Origin of the sequence: Enterobacter sp. RHBSTW-00975 (assembly GCF_013615235.1) — a bacterium.
Classification (GTDB): domain Bacteria; phylum Pseudomonadota; class Gammaproteobacteria; order Enterobacterales; family Enterobacteriaceae; genus Enterobacter; species Enterobacter ludwigii.
Genome location: NZ_CP055883.1, coordinates 3,347,255 through 3,366,101 on the forward strand (window position 1 = coordinate 3,347,255; position 18,847 = coordinate 3,366,101).

19 protein-coding genes are annotated in these 18,847 nt (G+C 54.9%); 8 read left to right on the forward strand and 11 right to left on the reverse strand.

What is annotated here, in order from left to right; translation table 11 throughout:
- Positions 1 to 141: 141 nt before the first annotated feature.
- The 5 genes from cysZ to crr all read left to right on the forward strand — a co-directional run bounded on the left by cysZ (position 142) and on the right by crr (position 4,935).
- A complete protein-coding gene (gene cysZ / locus HV340_RS16080) occupies positions 142 to 903 on the forward strand; it encodes a sulfate transporter CysZ (RefSeq protein ID WP_063924723.1) in 762 nt (253 codons plus the stop codon).
- 163 nt (positions 904 to 1,066) lie between these two features.
- On the forward strand, positions 1,067 to 2,038 hold the full coding sequence (gene cysK / locus HV340_RS16085; RefSeq protein WP_020883087.1) for a cysteine synthase A: 972 nt from the start codon (positions 1,067 to 1,069) through the stop codon (positions 2,036 to 2,038).
- 317 nt (positions 2,039 to 2,355) lie between these two features.
- Positions 2,356 to 2,613, forward strand: a complete 258-nt coding sequence (ptsH, locus tag HV340_RS16090; RefSeq protein ID WP_000487600.1) for a phosphocarrier protein Hpr — start codon at positions 2,356 to 2,358, stop codon at positions 2,611 to 2,613.
- A gap of 44 nt (positions 2,614 to 2,657) precedes the next feature.
- Positions 2,658 to 4,385, forward strand: coding sequence for a phosphoenolpyruvate-protein phosphotransferase PtsI (ptsI, locus tag HV340_RS16095; protein WP_014171087.1), 1,728 nt, complete (start codon positions 2,658 to 2,660; stop codon positions 4,383 to 4,385).
- Between the two features lie 40 nt (positions 4,386 to 4,425).
- Positions 4,426 to 4,935, forward strand: coding sequence for a PTS glucose transporter subunit IIA (gene crr, locus HV340_RS16100; RefSeq protein ID WP_003861316.1), 510 nt, complete (start codon positions 4,426 to 4,428; stop codon positions 4,933 to 4,935).
- Positions 4,936 to 4,979: 44 nt separating this feature from the next.
- On the opposite strand, the gene pdxK is transcribed toward crr, so the two are convergent.
- The 10 genes from pdxK to HV340_RS16150 all read right to left on the reverse strand — a co-directional run bounded on the left by pdxK (position 4,980) and on the right by HV340_RS16150 (position 13,318).
- Positions 4,980 to 5,816 (reverse strand): pyridoxine/pyridoxal/pyridoxamine kinase, encoded by an 837-nt coding sequence (pdxK, locus tag HV340_RS16105; RefSeq protein WP_059306642.1) that lies wholly within the window; start codon positions 5,814 to 5,816, stop codon positions 4,980 to 4,982.
- Between the two features lie 5 nt (positions 5,817 to 5,821).
- Positions 5,822 to 6,733, reverse strand: a complete 912-nt coding sequence (cysM, locus tag HV340_RS16110; RefSeq protein WP_059306643.1) for a cysteine synthase CysM — start codon at positions 6,731 to 6,733, stop codon at positions 5,822 to 5,824.
- Positions 6,734 to 6,845: 112 nt separating this feature from the next.
- Positions 6,846 to 7,940: a sulfate/thiosulfate ABC transporter ATP-binding protein CysA gene (gene cysA / locus HV340_RS16115; protein WP_181216092.1), complete on the reverse strand. Its 1,095-nt coding sequence runs from the start codon at positions 7,938 to 7,940 to the stop codon at positions 6,846 to 6,848.
- A complete protein-coding gene (cysW, locus tag HV340_RS16120; protein ID WP_020883085.1) occupies positions 7,930 to 8,805 on the reverse strand; it encodes a sulfate/thiosulfate ABC transporter permease CysW in 876 nt (291 codons plus the stop codon). Before cysW ends, cysA begins: the two co-directional genes overlap by 11 nt.
- Positions 8,805 to 9,638 carry a sulfate/thiosulfate ABC transporter permease CysT gene (gene cysT / locus HV340_RS16125; RefSeq protein WP_020883084.1) on the reverse strand — a complete coding sequence of 278 codons (834 nt, stop codon included), beginning with the start codon at positions 9,636 to 9,638 and terminating at the stop codon, positions 8,805 to 8,807. The genes cysW and cysT overlap by 1 nt, the downstream gene beginning before the upstream one ends.
- Positions 9,638 to 10,651, reverse strand: coding sequence for a sulfate ABC transporter substrate-binding protein (locus HV340_RS16130; RefSeq protein WP_063924721.1), 1,014 nt, complete (start codon positions 10,649 to 10,651; stop codon positions 9,638 to 9,640). The genes cysT and HV340_RS16130 overlap by 1 nt, the downstream gene beginning before the upstream one ends.
- Before the next feature lie 174 nt (positions 10,652 to 10,825).
- The gene (locus HV340_RS16135) at positions 10,826 to 11,725 is read right to left on the reverse strand and encodes a Dyp-type peroxidase (RefSeq protein WP_063924720.1); all 900 of its coding nucleotides are present in this window, start codon (positions 11,723 to 11,725) and stop codon (positions 10,826 to 10,828) included.
- Positions 11,726 to 11,817: 92 nt separating this feature from the next.
- Positions 11,818 to 12,393 (reverse strand): RpoE-regulated lipoprotein, encoded by a 576-nt coding sequence (locus tag HV340_RS16140; protein WP_020883081.1) that lies wholly within the window; start codon positions 12,391 to 12,393, stop codon positions 11,818 to 11,820.
- A gap of 63 nt (positions 12,394 to 12,456) precedes the next feature.
- Complete coding sequence (locus tag HV340_RS16145; protein WP_063924719.1) at positions 12,457 to 12,906, reverse strand: DUF2919 domain-containing protein; 450 nt, start codon at positions 12,904 to 12,906, stop codon at positions 12,457 to 12,459.
- Positions 12,893 to 13,318: a GNAT family acetyltransferase gene (locus tag HV340_RS16150; RefSeq protein ID WP_020883079.1), complete on the reverse strand. Its 426-nt coding sequence runs from the start codon at positions 13,316 to 13,318 to the stop codon at positions 12,893 to 12,895. Before HV340_RS16150 ends, HV340_RS16145 begins: the two co-directional genes overlap by 14 nt.
- A 212-nt stretch (positions 13,319 to 13,530) precedes the next feature.
- Between HV340_RS16150 and amiA the strand changes: the two genes are divergently transcribed.
- Together amiA and hemF are read left to right on the forward strand one after the other, a co-directional pair.
- Positions 13,531 to 14,406: an N-acetylmuramoyl-L-alanine amidase AmiA gene (amiA, locus tag HV340_RS16155; protein ID WP_014171098.1), complete on the forward strand. Its 876-nt coding sequence runs from the start codon at positions 13,531 to 13,533 to the stop codon at positions 14,404 to 14,406.
- The gene (gene hemF / locus HV340_RS16160; protein ID WP_181216093.1) at positions 14,406 to 15,305 is read left to right on the forward strand and encodes an oxygen-dependent coproporphyrinogen oxidase; all 900 of its coding nucleotides are present in this window, start codon (positions 14,406 to 14,408) and stop codon (positions 15,303 to 15,305) included. The genes amiA and hemF overlap by 1 nt, the downstream gene beginning before the upstream one ends.
- Positions 15,306 to 15,323: 18 nt before the next feature.
- Here hemF and maeB read toward each other — a convergent pair whose 3' ends face one another.
- Positions 15,324 to 17,603 (reverse strand): NADP-dependent oxaloacetate-decarboxylating malate dehydrogenase, encoded by a 2,280-nt coding sequence (maeB, locus tag HV340_RS16165; protein ID WP_014171100.1) that lies wholly within the window; start codon positions 17,601 to 17,603, stop codon positions 15,324 to 15,326.
- Positions 17,604 to 17,893: 290 nt separating this feature from the next.
- Here maeB and tal point away from each other — a divergent pair, with 290 nt between their 5' ends.
- Positions 17,894 to 18,844, forward strand: a complete 951-nt coding sequence (gene tal, locus HV340_RS16170) for a transaldolase (RefSeq protein ID WP_014171101.1) — start codon at positions 17,894 to 17,896, stop codon at positions 18,842 to 18,844.
- The last annotated feature ends 3 nt before the right edge of the window (positions 18,845 to 18,847 follow it).

Consider the following 18,847-nt stretch of genomic DNA (forward strand, 5'->3'; position numbering starts at 1 on the left):
CAGAGCATTCACAGCATAAAGATGAACTAAATCGTGCTTTTTGCTGTTTTTTCGAACATTTCCGAACTGGTCATTGGTCCGTAAGTGGATAATATAGGCGGGCAATTCCACTGGTTGTGAAAAAAGGAGTACAGCCTGGTTATGGTTTCAACATCATCTTCTCCCCCGCGCAGCGGCGTCTGGTATTTTTCTCAGGGCTGGAAACTGGTCTCACTGCCGGGGATTCGTCGCTACGTCATTCTGCCGTTGCTGATTAACATTATCCTGATAGGCGGCGCGTTCTGGTGGCTGTTCACCAGACTGGAGAGCTGGATCCCTTCGCTGATGAGCCATGTGCCGGACTGGCTGCAGTGGCTGAACTACCTGCTCTGGCCGGTTGCGGTCATCTCCGTGCTGCTGGTGTTCGGCTACTTCTTCTCGACGATTGCAAACTGGATAGCTGCGCCGTTTAACGGCCTGCTGGCAGAACAGCTGGAAGCACGTCTTACCGGTGCAACGCCGCCGGATACGGGCATGCTGGGGATCATGAAAGATATCCCACGCATCATGAAGCGCGAATGGCAGAAGTTTGCCTGGTATCTTCCCCGCGCCATTGTGCTGCTTATCCTTTATTTTGTCCCTGGCGTCGGTCAGACGGTGGCGCCGGTGCTGTGGTTCCTGTTCAGCGCCTGGATGCTGGCAATCCAGTACTGCGATTATCCGTTCGATAACCACAAGGTGCCGTTCAAAACGATGCGCAGCGCCCTGCGCACGCAAAAAGTCGCGAATATGCAATTCGGGGCGCTGACCAGTCTGTTCACCATGATCCCGGTGCTCAACCTGTTCATCATGCCGGTCGCCGTCTGCGGCGCAACGGCGATGTGGGTTGACTGCTACCGTGCTAAGCACGCGTTATGGAAGTAATGCAAAAATGTGTAAAAAGGGGGTGGCTTATGCCGCCCCTTATTCCATACTGATCCCCATTATTTCCTTGCAGTATATAGATATGCGAATTCCTTACTTCCCCCTACCTGTTCAACAGGTATGCTGGGACGGTATCCCAATTTCATACAGTTAAGGACAGGCCATGAGTAAGATTTATGAAGACAACTCGCTGACTATCGGTCATACGCCCCTGGTTCGACTGAACCGTATCGGTAATGGACGCATTCTGGCGAAGGTCGAATCACGTAACCCGAGCTTCAGCGTGAAGTGCCGTATCGGTGCAAATATGATTTGGGATGCTGAAAAACGTGGCGTGCTGAAGCCAGGCGTTGAGCTGGTTGAACCGACCAGCGGTAACACCGGTATCGCACTGGCCTATGTTGCGGCGGCGCGCGGTTATAAACTGACGCTGACCATGCCTGAAACCATGAGCATCGAACGTCGCAAACTGCTGAAAGCGCTGGGCGCGAACCTGGTGCTGACCGAAGGTGCCAAAGGCATGAAGGGTGCGATTCAGAAAGCAGAAGAGATTGTTGCCAGCGATCCGGCGAAATATCTGCTGCTGCAGCAGTTCAGCAACCCGGCGAACCCGGAAATTCACGAAAAGACCACCGGCCCGGAGATTTGGGAAGATACCGACGGTCAGGTTGATGTATTTATCTCCGGTGTAGGCACCGGCGGAACCCTGACTGGCGTGTCGCGCTATATAAAAGGCACAAAAGGTAAAAAAGACCTGATTACCGTTGCCGTGGAACCAACCGACTCACCGGTGATCACCCAGGCGCTGGCGGGCGAAGAGATCAAACCCGGCCCACATAAAATTCAGGGTATCGGTGCCGGCTTCATTCCGGGCAACCTGGATCTGAAGCTTATTGATAAAGTGGTGACCATCACCAACGAAGAAGCTATCTCTACCGCACGTCGTCTGATGGACGAGGAAGGTATTCTGGCGGGCATCTCTTCCGGTGCTGCTGTTGCGGCAGCGCTCAAACTTCAGGAAGATGAGGCCTTTACCAACAAGAATATTGTGGTTATCCTGCCTTCATCGGGTGAGCGTTACTTGAGCACCGCACTGTTTGCCGATCTGTTCACTGAAAAAGAACTGCAACAGTAATGCCAGCATGTTAATAACGCGTAAAAAAGCACCTTTTTGGGTGCTTTTTTGTGGCCTGCTTCAAAGTTTTACCCCTCCTGGCATTGATTCACCCCGTTGGGTCTGGTATTTAAACCAGCAATTATTTTGATGCGTGAAATTAATCAGTGAACGAAATAGCCTTGCTGAATCGATTTTATGATTTGGTTCAAGTCTTGCTTTCGCTGCATAATGTTTAATGACGATCGAAACGTCAGCGCTAACAATACAGGCTAAAGTTAAGTCGCCAGGCTAGACTTTAGTTCCACAACACTAAACCTATAAGTTGGGGAAATACAATGTTCCAGCAAGAAGTTACCATTACCGCTCCGAACGGTCTGCACACCCGCCCTGCTGCTCAGTTTGTTAAAGAAGCGAAAGGCTTCACTTCTGAAATCACTGTGACTTCCAACGGCAAAAGCGCCAGCGCAAAAAGCCTGTTCAAACTGCAGACTCTGGGTCTGACTCAGGGTACCGTTGTCACCATCTCTGCTGAAGGTGAAGACGAGCAGAAAGCAGTTGAGCATCTGGTAAAACTGATGGCTGAGCTCGAGTAAGTTTCCGGGTTCTTTTAAATATCAGTCACAAGTAAGGTAGGGTTATGATTTCAGGCATTTTAGCATCCCCGGGTATCGCTTTCGGCAAAGCACTGCTGCTGAAAGAAGACGAGATCGTCATCGACCGGAAAAAAATTTCTGCCGACAAGGTTGATCAGGAAGTTGAACGTTTTCTGAGCGGTCGTGCCAAGGCATCTGCGCAACTGGAAGCAATCAAGACTAAAGCTGGCGAAACTTTCGGTGAAGAAAAAGAAGCCATCTTCGAAGGGCACATCATGCTGCTCGAAGATGAGGAGCTGGAGCAGGAAATCATAGCCCTGATTAAAGATAAAAGCATGACGGCAGACGCTGCTGCGCATGAAGTTATCGAAGGTCAGGCAACTGCCCTGGAAGAACTGGATGATGAATACCTGAAAGAGCGTGCGGCTGACGTACGTGACATCGGTAAGCGCCTGCTGCGCAACATCCTGGGTCTGGCCATTATCGACCTGAGCGCTATTCAGGATGAAGTCATCCTGGTTGCCGCCGATCTGACCCCGTCTGAAACCGCACAGTTGAACCTGAAAAAGGTCCTCGGTTTCATCACTGACGCGGGCGGCCGTACCTCCCACACCTCTATCATGGCGCGTTCTCTGGAACTGCCTGCCATTGTGGGTACCGGTAGCGTCACCTCTCAGGTTAAAAACGACGATTATCTGATTCTGGATGCCGTAAACAACGTGGTTTACGTCAACCCAACTAACGAAGAGATCGAAAAACTGCGCGCGGTTCAGGAGCAAGTTGCGACTGAAAAAGCGGAACTCGCTAAGCTGAAAGACCTGCCTGCCATCACTCTGGACGGTCATCAGGTTGAAGTGTGCGCAAACATCGGTACCGTACGTGACGTCGATGGCGCTGAGCGCAACGGCGCGGAAGGTGTGGGTCTCTATCGTACTGAATTCCTGTTCATGGACCGTGACGCGCTGCCAACTGAAGAAGAACAGTTTGCTGCGTACAAAGCTGTGGCTGAAGCGTGTGGCTCTCAGGCGGTTATCGTCCGTACCATGGATATCGGTGGCGACAAAGAGCTGCCGTACATGAACTTCCCGAAAGAAGAGAACCCGTTCCTGGGCTGGCGTGCGATTCGTATCGCGATGGATCGTAAAGAGATCCTGCGCGATCAGGTTCGCGCTATCCTGCGTGCGTCTGCTTTCGGTAAACTGCGCATCATGTTCCCGATGATCATCTCTGTTGAAGAAGTGCGTGCACTGAAGAAAGAGATCGAAATCTACAAACAGGAACTGCGCGACGAAGGTAAAGCATTTGACGAGTCAATTGAGATCGGCGTGATGGTGGAAACACCTGCGGCGGCGACCATTGCGCGTCATTTAGCCAAAGAAGTTGATTTCTTTAGTATCGGTACCAATGATTTAACGCAGTACACCCTGGCAGTTGACCGTGGTAATGATATGATTTCACATCTCTACCAGCCAATGTCACCGTCCGTACTGAACTTGATCAAGCAAGTTATTGATGCTTCTCATGCAGAAGGTAAATGGACTGGCATGTGTGGTGAGCTTGCAGGCGACGAACGTGCTACACTTCTGTTGCTGGGTATGGGTCTGGACGAATTCTCTATGAGCGCCATTTCCATCCCGCGCATTAAGAAGATTATCCGTAACACGAACTTCGAAGATGCGAAGGTGTTAGCAGAGCAGGCTCTTGCTCAACCGACAACGGACGAGTTAATGACGCTGGTTAACAAGTTCATTGAAGAAAAAACAATCTGCTAATCCACGAGATGCGGCCCAAATTACTGCTTAGGAGAAGATCATGGGTTTGTTCGATAAACTGAAATCTCTGGTTTCTGATGATAAGAAAGACTCCGGAACTATTGAGATTGTTGCTCCGCTCTCCGGCGAGATCGTCAACATCGAAGACGTGCCGGATGTAGTGTTTGCTGAGAAAATCGTTGGTGATGGCATTGCTATCAAACCAACTGGCAACAAAATGGTTGCTCCAGTTGACGGCACCATCGGTAAAATTTTTGAAACCAACCATGCGTTCTCTATCGAATCTGATAGCGGTATCGAACTGTTCGTTCACTTCGGTATCGACACCGTTGAACTGAAAGGCGAAGGCTTCAAACGTATCGCGGAAGAAGGCCAGCGTGTTAAAGTTGGCGACCCGGTCATTGAATTCGATCTGCCACTGCTGGAAGAAAAAGCCAAGTCTACCCTGACGCCGGTTGTTATCTCCAACATGGACGAAATCAAAGAACTGATCAAACTGTCTGGCAGCGTCACCGTGGGTGAAACCCCGGTTATCCGCATCAAGAAGTAATTCTTGCCGCACAGAAAAATGGCGCCTTCGGGCGCCATTTTTGTTTATGCAGGCAGGATAAGCTCGTCATAGCCTTTCGACTGCGTATAAATCATCACATCTGTGACGCGGTCTCCAGCCATGCGAATCGCATCGGCAACGGTTTTGCCCTCAACGATCCCGCTCACCAGCTCTGAACAGAAGAGGTCGCCCGTGCCTTTCAGGTCCGTTTCAACACGCGGATGCGCACTGACGGTGACACCGTCTCGGGTAACCAGCACCACGTGAATATTCTCCGGATCGTCCGCCACCGGCGCACTGGTGATGGCCACCCATTTCAGCGTGTCGGAAAGTAACCCCTGCGCTGCCGCTATGGCACTTTCAGGCGTACGACACGGTTTACCGCTTAGCACTTCCAGCTCAAAGACGTTAGGCGTGATCCCCTGCGCCAGTGGCAGAAGGTACTCCCGATACGCTTCAGGGATATCAGTTTTCACATACATCCCACTGTCAATATCGCCAATAACGGGGTCAACCAACACCAGCAGGTCAGGATGCTGCGCTTTGATCGCGGTGAGCCACTGCGCCAGGCATTTTATCTGGCTGGCGCTGCCCATGTAGCCCGTGGTAACGGCTTTAAGCTCGCGCAGGATCTCGCGCTCTTCCAGCGCCTTAAGATACCCGCTGAACCACTCATCGGGGATCACGCCACCGTAAAAGGTATCGTAATGCGGCGTGTTGCTGAACAGCACGGTCGGCACGGCGGTGACAGTCAGCCGGTGGGTACGAATGTTCGGCACCGCAATGCTGTTCCCCACGCTGCCGTAAACCACCTGCGACTGTACCGCGACAATATCGGTTTGCTGCGCCCGGGTGTTATCCCGGAATAAAATCATCTCCATGACGCTTAAATCCCCGCCCCCTGCGTATAACTCTCTTCACCAAAGACGCCGGTAGAAAGATAGCGATCGCCGCGGTCGCAGATAATCGCCACCACGACAGCCCCGGGATGTGCCTGCGCAACACGCAATGCTCCCGCTACCGCGCCACCCGAGCTGACCCCGCAGAAGATACCTTCACGCACGGCCAGTTCACGCATCGTATTCTCCGCCTCGCGTTGATGAATATCCAGCACCTGATCCACCAACTGGGCGTTATAAATGCCCGGCATGTATTCCGCCGGCCAGCGGCGAATACCCGGTATGCTGCTCCCCTCTTCCGGCTGCAGACCCACAATCGTTACCACCTTTTCCTGCTCGCGCAGAAAACGGGATACGCCGGTAATGGTCCCTGTCGTGCCCATGCTGGAGACGAAATGAGTGATGCGCCCGTTGGTCTGCTGCCAGATTTCCGGACCGGTAGTGGTGTAGTGAGCGTACGGGTTATCCGGGTTATTAAACTGATCGAGCAGTTTGCCTTCACCGCGTTCGGCCATGGCTAGCGCCAGGTCGCGCGCCCCTTCCATCCCCTCTTCTTTAGAGACCAGAATCAGTTCGGCACCATAGGCACGCATCGCCGCACGGCGCTCCTGGCTCATGTTATCGGGCATCAGCAACGTCATGCGATAGCCTTTCAGCGCGGCAATCATCGCCAGCGCAATACCGGTGTTACCGCTGGTGGCTTCAATCAGCACGTCGCCGGGCTGAATTTCACCGCGTTTTTCGGCCTGCACAATCATGGACAACGCAGCCCGGTCCTTCACCGAACCGGCAGGGTTATTGCCTTCGAGTTTGACCCAGATTTCGCTGCCGTTGTCCGGCCCCATGCGCTGAAGTTTGACCAGAGGGGTGTTGCCGATGGTGTGTTCTAATGTGTTCAAGATCGCTGTCCAATAAAAAGCCCGGTGGCGCGCAGCGCTCCGGGCATACGGAGATCATATTCCAGACCGGCTAAGCGCAGCGCCTCCGGTCAAACTACGTGTCATTAACCTATCAGGCTGACTCCGCCAGAGCAATATCCTCGCGCGTCTCTATGCGCTCATTGCCGTGATAAATACGGGCATGCTGCAGCCCAACAAACAGGCGTTCGCCACGGTACGGCGGCTCGTCATCACGCATCACCACCGTCAACGGCTCGGTATACCAGCCCAGCGGCTGTACCACCAATTGGGTGTAGTGCCCTTTAGGGCTAGCTTCCAGCACCTGCACCGGCAGCGGTGAATCCAGACTCGTCCGGCGGCTCACGTCCACTTCCCAGGGACGCAGGAACAGATCGACCGGCCCCTGATGTGCGGAGGTGTATCCCAGCGGCCAGCGGTGTGCACCCACGTGGAATTGCCCACCGCGGATGGTGCCCTGCAGCCGGTTAACTTCACCCATAAACTCGAGGACAAATCGGGTTGCCGGTTCACGCCAGAGCTGCTCTGGCTCATCAACCTGTTCGATGTTCCCCTGGCTCATCACCACCACGCGGTCCGCGACTTCCATCGCCTCTTCCTGATCGTGGGTGACGAAGACGCTGGTGAATTTCAGCTCTTCATGCAGCTGACGCAGCCAGCGGCGTAACTCTTTACGCACCTGCGCATCCAGCGCGCCAAACGGCTCATCCAGCAGCAGAATTTGCGGCTCAACGGCCAGGGCCCGCGCCAGCGCGACGCGCTGCTTCTGGCCGCCGGAAAGCTGCGCCGGGAAGCGGTCAGCCAGATGCGCAAGCTGTACCATCTCCAGCAGTTTGGTCACTTTCGCTTTGATGGTGGCCGCATCCGGACGCTCGCGGCGAGGCAGGACGGTCAGACCGAAAGCGATGTTATCGAACACGGTCATATGGCGGAACAGCGCGTAATGCTGGAACACAAAGCCCACTTTACGGTCGCGGGCGTGAAAACGGCTTACGTCGGTACCGTGAAAACGAATATGTCCGCTGGTCTGATGCTCAAGCCCGGCGATAATGCGCAGCAGCGTGGTTTTACCCGAGCCAGACGGCCCGAGCAGTGCCACCATTTGTCCGGAAGGGATATCCAGCGAGATATCATTCAGCACCTGGGTGCGACCAAAAGACTTCTTAATATTGGCAATCTCAATGCTCATGATTTCCCTCCTGGTGCTGACGTTTTTCCTGGTTCTCTAAACGCCACTGCACCACACTCTTCAAAAACAGGGTCAAAATCGCCATCAGCGTCAGTAACGCTGCGGCAGTAAAGGAACCGACGGTGTTGTAGTCCTGTTCCAGTAATTCAATCTGTAACGGTAACGACAGCGTTTCGCCGCGGATGGAGCCCGAGACGACCGAAACTGCACCGAACTCGCCAATGGCGCGGGCATTGGTCAGCACGACGCCGTAGAGCAGCGCCCAGCGAATATTCGGCAGCGTCACGCGGCGGAACATCTGCCAGCCGGATGCGCCCAGCAGAATTGCCGCTTCATCTTCGTTGCTGCCCTGGCTTAACATCACCGGGACCAGTTCGCGCACCACAAACGGACAGGTTACAAACACCGTGACCAGCACCATGCCCGGCCAGGCGAACATGACCTGCAGGTTATGCTCATCCAGCCAGCCGCCCAGCGGGCCGTTAGAGCCGTAGAAGAGCAGATAAACCAGACCGGCCACTACCGGCGACACGGCAAACGGGATATCCAGCAGGGTCAGCAGCAGCTGACGTCCCGGGAAGTTAAAGCGCGTTACCAGCCAAGCCAGCAGCGTACCGAACACCAGGTTGACCGGCACCGTGATAAGCGCAATCAGGACGGTCAGCCAGATGGCGTGCAGCATATCCGGGTTCGCCAGGTTTTCCAGCGCGGGCATCAACCCCTTGCTGAACGCCTGAACAAAAATATAAATCGTCGGCACGACGAGAATGAAGGCGGACACCAGCACGCCCGTACCAATCAGAAACCATTTTCCCCAGTTGATACGGGGAGCATCGTATCGCTTCAATTGAGTAACTTCCGCCATCAGTGACCTACCACGCGTCGACCAAAGCGACTTTGCAGAGTGTTAATTGAGTAGAGCAGCAGCAGCGATGCGGCAAGAATGACCGAGGCAATCGCGCTCGCCGCCGGGTAATCAAACTCCTGCAAGCGGATAAAAATCATCAGCGAGGTGACTTCGGTTTTCCACGCAATGTTCCCGGCAATGAAAATAACCGCGCCGAACTCACCGAGGCTACGGGTAAACGACAGCGCGATACCGGCCAGCAGCGCCGGAGAAAGCTCAGGCAGGACGACCTTGCGGAAGCTCTGCCAGCGCGTGGCACCCAGCGTTTCCGCTGCTTCTTCGTATTCAGGGCCTAACTCTTCGAGTACTGGCTGCACGGTGCGTACAACAAAAGGAATGCTGGTAAACGCCATCGCGACCGCGATACCGAGCCAGGTATAGGTCACTTTGATATCAAGCTTCGCCAGCCACTCACCGTAAAACCCGTTCACGGAAAAGAGCGAGGCAAGGGTTAACCCCGCCACCGCCGTCGGCAGCGCAAACGGCAGGTCCATTAACGCGTCGAGCAGCGTACGGCCCGGGAAACGGTAGCGGGTTAAGATCCACGCCATCAGCAGGCCAAAGGCCCCGTTAAAAATGGACGCCACAAACGCCGACAGCAGCGTCACCTTATAGGCTGCGACGACCTGCGGGTTGGTTATCACTTCCCAGTACTGCGCCCAGCTCATTTGCGCAAGCTGCATCACCAGCGCGCTAAGCGGCAACAATAAGATCAGGCAGACGAACAGCAGGCTGGTCCCGAGGCTTAAGGTAAAGCCCGGCAGCACACGTCTGGTAGAGACTGCAAACATTACTTACGCCCCGCCGCCAGCAATTTGTCTAACTCACCGCCGCTGGCAAAATGCGTTTTCATAACATCAGGCCAGGAGCCGAAATGGTCTTCCATGCGGAACAGCTCGGTCTGCGGGAATTTATCCTTCAGTTTGTTCATCACATCCGGGTTATTCACGCGGTAGTAGTAATCGGTAATGATCGTCTGCGCCTGTGGGCTGTACAGGTAGTTGAGGTAAGCTTTTGCCGCTTTCTCTGTGCCGTTGGACTGCACGTTTTTATCTACCCACGCTACCGGGAACTCGGCGAGGATATTGGTTTTCGGGATAACGACCTCGAAACCCTGCGCCTCGTACTGTTTGCGGATATTATTCACTTCCGACTCAAAGCTGATCAGCACATCGCCCAGGCCGCGCTCTGCAAAGGTCGTGGTCGCGCCGCGACCGCCGGTATCAAACACCTCGACGTTTTTCAGGAACTGGGTCATGAACTGCTCGGTTTTCGCTTTATCGTTACCGTCAGCTTTGTCCGCCGCGCCCCACGCTGCCAGATAGGTATAGCGCGCGTTACCGGAGGTTTTTGGATTCGGGAAAATCAGCTTCACGTCGGAACGCACCAGGTCATTCCAGTCGTGGATATTTTTCGGGTTGCCCTTACGCACCAGGAAACCCATGGTGGAGTAGAACGGCGAGCTGTTGTTCGGCAAACGACTCTGCCAGTCAGCGGCGATCAGCTTGCCTTTGTCGTGCAGGATCTGCACGTCAGTGACCTGGTTATAGGTCACCACATCCGCTTTCAGCCCCTGGAGAATGGCCAGCGCCTGCTTGGACGACCCTGCGTGTGACTGTTTAATGGTCAGCTTGTCGCCGTTGTTGTCTTTCGCCCACTGCTGTTCAAACGGTGGGTTAAGGGCGGCAAACAGCTCGCGGGAAACATCATACGAACTGTTCAGCAGCTCAGTAGCCTGCGCCTGTGCCACCAGCAGCAAACCTGCCAGTGCAAGCGATCCTTTTTTCAGTACAGTAACGGCCATTGCGCACCCTTATAAATGTGATGACTATCTTATAGTCATAATATTTATAACGAGGACGAAAGGAGTAACGGTTTTATATACCGTTTGGTGATTTACAAGCAGAAAAGAGAATAAGGGTGCAGCCCGTCGTGGTCCGCACCCCAGCCTCTCCGTGCGGGAGAGGCTGGAAAGCACTTACAGCGCCAGCAGACGCTCGACGGACGGAGCGAAGTAGTAGCCGCCGGTCACCGGTTTGGTGAAGCGCAGCATGGCGTCACGCTTGCCGTCGGTATCGCCAAACATGCTCAGCAGTTGCTGTTCGATGTTATGCAGGCGCGCGCAGTACGCACAGAAGTAAAGACCGTGGGTACCGCTTGCTGTGCCGTATGGCAGGCTCTGGCGAACAATCTTCAGACCTTTCCCGTCTTCCTTGAGGTCAACGCGGCTCAGGTGAGAGGTGACAGGACGGGCATCGCCGTCGATCTCTTCGTTGGCCTCTTTCGTACGGCCAATCATCATCTCCTGGTCATGCACGCTCATGCGGTTCAGCTGCTTGAGGTTGTGCTCCCAGCGCTGGACGAACACATAGCTGCCGCCCGCGTCGACGCCGTCTTTGATCATTGCCACTTCACGACGCGTCTCTTCACCCGCCGGGTTTTCAGTTCCGTCAACGAAGCCGCTCAGGTCGCGTTCTTCCACCCAACGGAAACCGTGGATCTCTTCCTGAACGTCAATGCTGTCACCAAAAGCCGCAACCGCCGCCTGGGCAACGGAGAAGTTCACATCATGACGCAGCGAGAGAATGTGGATCAGCACGTCGAACTGCGTTGCGGGTGCCAGGCCTTTACCGTAAGGGATAAAATCCTTCAGCTCTTCGGCGCCTTCGCCACCGCTCAGTTGACGCCAGACGTTATGACCAAAGGCAACGACCGCGCCCAGGTGGGCGTCCGGGAATTTGGCCTGGAAGGTGGCCAGCTTATCAACGAACGCTTTACTGGCCGCACGCAGGGCATCCACATCCCCTTTAACATTGGCTTCAATCCAAATCGCCGCGCGGCAATGTTCTGGCAAAATGCCACTCTGAACCTGAGACATCGCTCCTCCTGAAATAAAGATGCCACGTCAGCGTGGCATTGATGGCGGCTATTATACCCGTATTTCAGCGAGACGGTTTGTCCAGGCGCAAATTACTGCTTCCAGATAATTTTGCTCACTTTCCAGCTTTTCAGCGTGTCGTCAGACGGCATTAAACCTTCCGGACCACTCCAAGTACCGGTGAAGAGATAGCTGATGTGCTGGCTGCCCTGCGCTTTACATTCCACCGCCACGCCGTCGTCAGACGGGGCACTGGTGCAGTTGCCGAAGGCCTGTTTATAGAGTTCGCTAAACGGGGTTCCCACTTTCACACCGCTTTCGGTTGGGATGTCGTCGTCCATCACAGCAATGCGGTTTACCGTGCCTTTATCACCGTTAATCACCAGCGCCAGCGTGTCACCCTTCAGCGCTTCGAAATAACGCACGATATTGCCGTTTTCTGTTTTCATGCCGCTGCGCAGGCGATAACCGCCACCCAGTGCATCCTGAAGGGCGTCCTGATCCAGCGCCGTCGCGGCGGTAATTTTACCCACGCCCTGCTCGGTCACTTCCGTTGAAGAGCCAAACCAGTTCCACGGATAGGCCGCAGACCAGTTAATTGATGAGAGCGTTGAACAGCCGGTTAACGCCAGCGGGAGAGCGCATAAAAGTAAACGCAGCGATTTCATTGAAACGTCCTTACGTGTTAAATCAACGCTTGTTGGAGTGCGGTATCGGCAAAAAGTGCCAGGTTAATCTTCCTGATGCGTAAAACAGGCGTGAAGACGGGGATTCGTCAGCAGCCACAGCAGCGCCACGATATCCGCCACGAGCAGCGCAATACCGATCCCCGTAAGCGGTTCACCACCCCACCAGAGCACCGGTTGCCAGACGAGCAGCGCAAACTGAGCGAGGATCAGCAGCCAGCGAAGCGCACCCCACAGGCGCGGGATCGTATGCCGTCGCCCGCTGCATAAAAACGCCACCACCGCCGGCACGCCCGGCAGCAAGCCGAGCCAGAAGGCATCGTGATCGGGATAGAAGAGCGTCAGAAGCGTATCGCCCTGCCCGCGCGACGCGGCGGCCATCACAAACAGCACCCAGGTACGGGCCTGCAGCAGCAGAACGCACCAGAACAAAAAGGGCAGCCTGACACGCCCTTGCGCATCATAATCTGCCGGATGGATCTCAGTACTCTTCATCTTCTATCAGGCGCTTACCTAAGCTCAGTACGTCCGCGTGTTCATAACCCAGGCGTTCATACATGCCCAGCACCACGTCGTTATCTTCCCGCACCATGATCTGAATCTTCGGGCAGCCGCGGGCAATCAGTTTCTTTTCCAGCCGATTGAGCAGCGCATTGGCGATGCCGCGCGCACGAAATTCCGGGTGCACGCCCAGATAATAGGCCGAGCCGCGATGGCCGTCGTACCCGCCCATCACTGTTCCCACCACCTCGCCGTTGACTTCTGCCACCAGAAACAGACTGACGTCGTGATTCAACTTACGTTCAATATCCATTTCCGGATCGTTCCACGGACGCAGCAGATCGCAGCGCTCCCAAAGGGTGATCACCTCTTCGAAATCTTCCTGGCGAAAAACGCGTATCTCCATGGTATTAACCGCCTTTTCGGGTTTAAAAACAGTGATTATGGCGTGAACATCGCGTTTAGCCAATAACCGGGGAAAAACTCGCCAAAATTTGGCATAATGTCACTTTGTCACGTATTGAAATGAAAAGTAAAACAATTCTCAATAAGGACTGTCGTAACGCTAATCACGATACGATATAACACCAGGACCCCAATTTTTACAATTCAGGCCGCATGAGCACATTCAAACCATTAAAAGCACTCACATCGCGTCGTCAGGTTCTCAAAGCGGGGCTGGCGGCCTTAACGTTAACGGGCATCGCACAGCAGGCTCAGGCTAAAGAAGAGAGCACGCTCAAAACCAGTAACGGACACAGTAAACCGAAATCGAAAAAACCGGGCGCGAAGCGTCTGGTCATGCTGGACCCCGGTCACGGCGGAATTGATACCGGCGCTATTGGTAAAAACGGTGCGAAAGAAAAGCATGTCGTGTTAGCGATTGCAAAAAATGTGCGCGCAATTTTACGCAGCAATGGCATTGACGCCCGCCTGACGCGTTCTGGCGACACGTTTATTCCGCTGTACGACCGCGTAGAGATCGCCCACCAGCACGGTGCCGATCTGTTTATGTCGATTCACGCGGACGGTTTTACCAACCCGTCGGCGGCGGGAGCTTCGGTGTTCGCCCTCTCCAACCGTGGGGCGAGTAGCGCCATGGCGAAATATCTCTCCGATCGTGAAAACCGGGCGGATGAGGTTGCGGGGAAAAAAGCCACCGACAAAGATCATCTGTTACAGCAGGTGCTGTTTGACCTCGTTCAGACGGACACCATTAAAAACAGCCTGACGCTCGGCTCGCATATTCTGAAGAAGATTAAACCGGTGCATCGCCTGCACAGCAGGAGCACCGAACAGGCGGCGTTCGTGGTGCTTAAGTCGCCGTCAATTCCGTCCGTGCTGGTGGAGACGTCGTTCATCACCAACCCGGAGGAGGAGCGCCTGCTCGGCACCACCGCGTTTCGCCAGAAGATCGCCAACGCCATCGCCTCAGGCATAATCAGTTACTTCAACTGGTTCGATAACCAGAAAGCGCACTCCAGGAAACGTTGATGAAACCCAATGCACAGCTGGTAAAAACATTCCTGCTGCAGCTGCAGGATGAGATTTGCCAGAAACTGGCCGCCGCAGATGGCGGTGAATTTCAGGAAGATAGCTGGCAGCGCGAAGCCGGTGGCGGCGGACGCAGCCGCGTGTTGCGTAACGGCGGCATCTTTGAGCAGGCTGGCGTCAATTTTTCCCACGTCCACGGAGACGCGATGCCTGCTTCCGCCACGGCCCATCGACCAGAACTGGCAGGCCGCAGCTTCGAAGCAATGGGCGTATCGCTGGTGGTTCATCCGCACAACCCGTATGTGCCGACCAGCCATGCCAACGTGCGCTTTTTCATTGCTGAAAAACCCGGGGCCGATCCGGTCTGGTGGTTTGGCGGCGGTTTTGACTTAACGCCCTACTACGGGTTTGAAGAAGATGCCGTGCACTGGCACACCACCGCACGCGATCTCTGTCAGCCGTTTGGGGACGACATCTACCCGAAATTTAAAAAATGGTGCGATGACTATTTTTATCTGAAGCACCGCGATGAGCAGCGCGGCATTGGCGGGCTGTTCTTTGACGATCTCAACACGCCAGATTTTGATACCGCATTCAGCTTTATGCGGGCGGTAGGTGAAGGGTATACCGGGGCCTATCTGCCGATCGTGGCGCGGCGTAAAGATACCGACTACGGCGTGCGCGAGCGCGAGTTCCAGCTTTACCGCCGTGGGCGCTACGTAGAGTTCAACCTGGTATGGGATCGCGGCACGCTGTTTGGCCTGCAGACCGGCGGGCGCACGGAGTCCATTTTGATGTCAATGCCGCCGCTGATTCGCTGGGAGTACAGCTACGAACCAAAAGAAGGCAGCCCGGAGGCTGCCCTGAAAGACTTTATTACGATTCGGGACTGGGTGTAATACCGGCAGGCGCAGCGCTTACAGCGGCTGCGTCTGCGCTTCAACCACCGCCAGTGCCACCATATTCACGATACGACGCACCGAAGCAATCGGCGTCAACACATGCACTGGCTTCGCCACGCCCATCAGCACCGGTCCTACGGTGACCCCTTCAGAGCTGGAGACACGCAGCAGGTTGTAGCTGATGCGGGCCGCTTCCACGTTCGGCATAATCAGCACGTTTGCAGAACCTTTCAGCGGGCTGTCCGGCATGCGTTCGTTACGAATGCTCTCTACCAGCGCAGCATCACCGTGCATCTCGCCGTCAATCATCAGTTCCGGCGCACGCTGACGAACCAGCTCCAGCGTCTGGCGCATTTTGCACGCCGCCGCTGATTTTGACGAACCGAAGTTGGAGTGCGACAGCAGCGCCACCTTCGGTTCAATACCAAAGCGACGCACGGTTTCTGCCGCCATCACGGTGATCTCCGCCAGCTCTTCCGGGCTCGGATCGTCGTTAACGTAGGTGTCGGCAATAAAGGTGTTGCCGCTTGGCAGCAGCAGCGCGTTCATCGCCCCGGCGGTGTGGACCCCTTCGCGATAGCCGAAGATCTCCTGCACCACGCTGAAGTGCTCGTGGTAATCACCGATCGTGCCGCAGATCAACGCATCCGCTTCACCGCGGTGGACCATGATCGCCCCGATCACCGTGGTGTTGCTGATCACGGCCTTTTGCGCCTGCTCCTGGGTGATCCCGCGACGTTTCATGATCGCGTAGTATTCGTTCCAGTACTCTTTAAAGCGCGGATCGGATTCGTTATTAACGATCTCAAAATCCACACCCGCTTTGATCTGCAGCCCCAGCTTTTGAATACGCATCTCGATAACGCTCGGACGACCGATCAGGATTGGCTTCGCCAGACCTAAGGTGATCAGCTCCTGCGTGGCATGCAGAACGCGCGCCTCTTCCCCTTCCGCCAGCACCACGCGTTTCGCGTCGGCACGCGCCTGGGAGAAAATGGGCTTCATAAACAGGTTGGTTTTGTAGACAAACTCGGTGAGCTTATCGACGTAAGCATCGAAATCTTTGATGGGGCGCGTCGCCACGCCGGAGTCCATTGCCGCCTTAGCAACCGCCGGGGCGATTTTGACAATCAGACGCGGGTCGAATGGTTTTGGAATGATGTAGTCCGGGCCAAAGCTCAGATCCTGGTCACCATATGCCGAGGCGACCACTTCGCTCTGCTCGGCGTGCGCCAGTTCCGCAATGGCATGAACGGCCGCGAGCTTCATCTCTTCGTTGATCGCCGTCGCGCCCACGTCCAGCGCCCCGCGGAAGATGAACGGGAAGCAGAGAACGTTGTTCACCTGGTTCGGGTAATCGGAACGACCGGTACAGATAATGGCATCTTCACGCACGGCTTTTGCCAGCGGCGGCAGAATTTCCGGTTCCGGGTTTGCCAGCGCCAGAATCATTGGCGCACGCGCCATTTTCTTCACCATCTCCTGGGTCAGCACTTTCGGGCCTGAACAGCCAAGGAAGATATCCGCGCCGTCAATCACGTCCTCCAGCGTGCGTTTACCGTCATCTTCTACCGCGTAGGCCGCTTTGGTTTCCGCCATGTTCGGCTCACGGTCCTTGTAGATAACGCCTTTGGAGTCGCAGACCACAATGTTGTGCTTCTGCATGCCCAGCGCCACCAGCAGGTTCATACAGGCGATTGCCGCCGCACCTGCGCCGGAGACCACCATACGCACGTCAGAGAGATTTTTCTCAACCACACGCAGACCGTTCAGAATGGCCGCGGTGCTGATAATCGCGGTACCGTGCTGGTCATCATGGAACACGGGAATGTTCATACGCTCGCGCAGTTTCTGCTCGATATAGAAACATTCCGGCGCTTTGATGTCTTCGAGGTTGATCCCACCAAAGGTCGGTTCCAGCGCGGCAACCACATTGATGAATTTATCAGGATCGAGCTCATCCACTTCGATATCGAACACGTCAATACCGGCAAATTTCTTGAACAGAACACCCTTGCCTTCCATCACGGGCTTACCGGCCAGCGCACCAATATTGCCTAATCCCAGCACCGCCGTCCCGTTAGAGATCACGGCGACCAGGTTGCCACGCGCGGTGTATTTATAGGCTGCCAGCGGATCTTTTTCGATTTCGAGGCACGGCGCCGCGACGCCGGGCGAGTAGGCCAGCGCCAGATCGCGCTGAGTCGCCAGCGGTTTTGTCGGGGAGACCTGAATTTTACCTGGGACAGGGAACTCATGGAAATCGAGAGCACTCTGTTTTAACTGATCATCCATCTTATTTTTCCTTTCACGTATCGGTCAAAAGGGTGACGTTTGCGATCCTGAAGCACACCCTGGTGTGCCGCCTAGTATCGCCGCAGGCAGCCACATAAACTTTGAAGGCTGCCAAACTCTCACCATTGCAGAATAAAAATTGTTATCAATTTATAACAGCCATGTTACCCGTCTCAGAAAGCAATGCCTCCCCCGTCTGCTATGCTTTTTTGTTAAGTCCATCATGATTTTTGCAGAAGTGTGAACTAACGCACTCGAGTAACTCTTTTATTTCCAAGGAGTAATTATTTATGAACCAACTAGACGGCATCAAACAATTCACTACCGTGGTCGCCGACAGCGGTGATATCGAGTCGATTCGCCACTATCAGCCCGAAGATGCGACCACTAACCCTTCGCTGCTGCTCAAAGCGGCCGGTCTTGCTCATTTTAGTCATCTGATTGATGACGCTATCGACTACGGTAAACAGCGCGGTAAAACACAGGAGCAGCAGGTCGCCGAAGCGAGCGACAAGCTGGCCGTTAATTTCGGTGCGGAAATTCTGAAAAGTATCCCGGGACGCGTCTCTACCGAAGTTGACGCCCGTCTCTCCTTCGACCAGGAGAAGAGCATCACGAAAGCCCGCCGCCTGGTTGAGCTCTACCAGGAGCAGGGCATCGATAAATCGCGCATTCTGATTAAGCTGGCCTCAACCTGGGAAGGGATCCGCGCGGCGGAAGTTCTGGAAAAAGAGGGGATCCATTGCAACCTGACGCTGCTGTTCTCCTTTGCGCAGGCGCGCGCCTGTGCCGAAGCCGGCGTCTTCCTGGTGTCTCCGTTCGTCGGGCGAATCTATGACTGGTATCAGGCTAAACAGCCGATGGATCCGTACGTGGTGGATGAGGACCCGGGCGTGAAATCGGTGCGTAATATCTACGACTATTACAAACAGCACCGCTACGAAACCATCGTGATGGGCGCCAGCTTCCGCCGTACCGAGCAGATCCTCGCCCTGGCAGGCTGTGACCGCCTGACCATCTCCCCTAACCTGCTTAAAGAGCTGCAGGACAAAGAGGAGACGGTTATCCGCAAACTGGTGCCCACATCAACCGTCCTCCCCAAACCTAAAGCCATGACCGAAGCGGAATTCCGCTGGGAGCACAATCAGGACGCAATGGCCGTCGAAAAACTGGCGGAAGGCATCCGCCTGTTCGCCGTCGACCAGCGCAAACTTGAAGATCTTCTTGCCGCCAAACTTTAACCT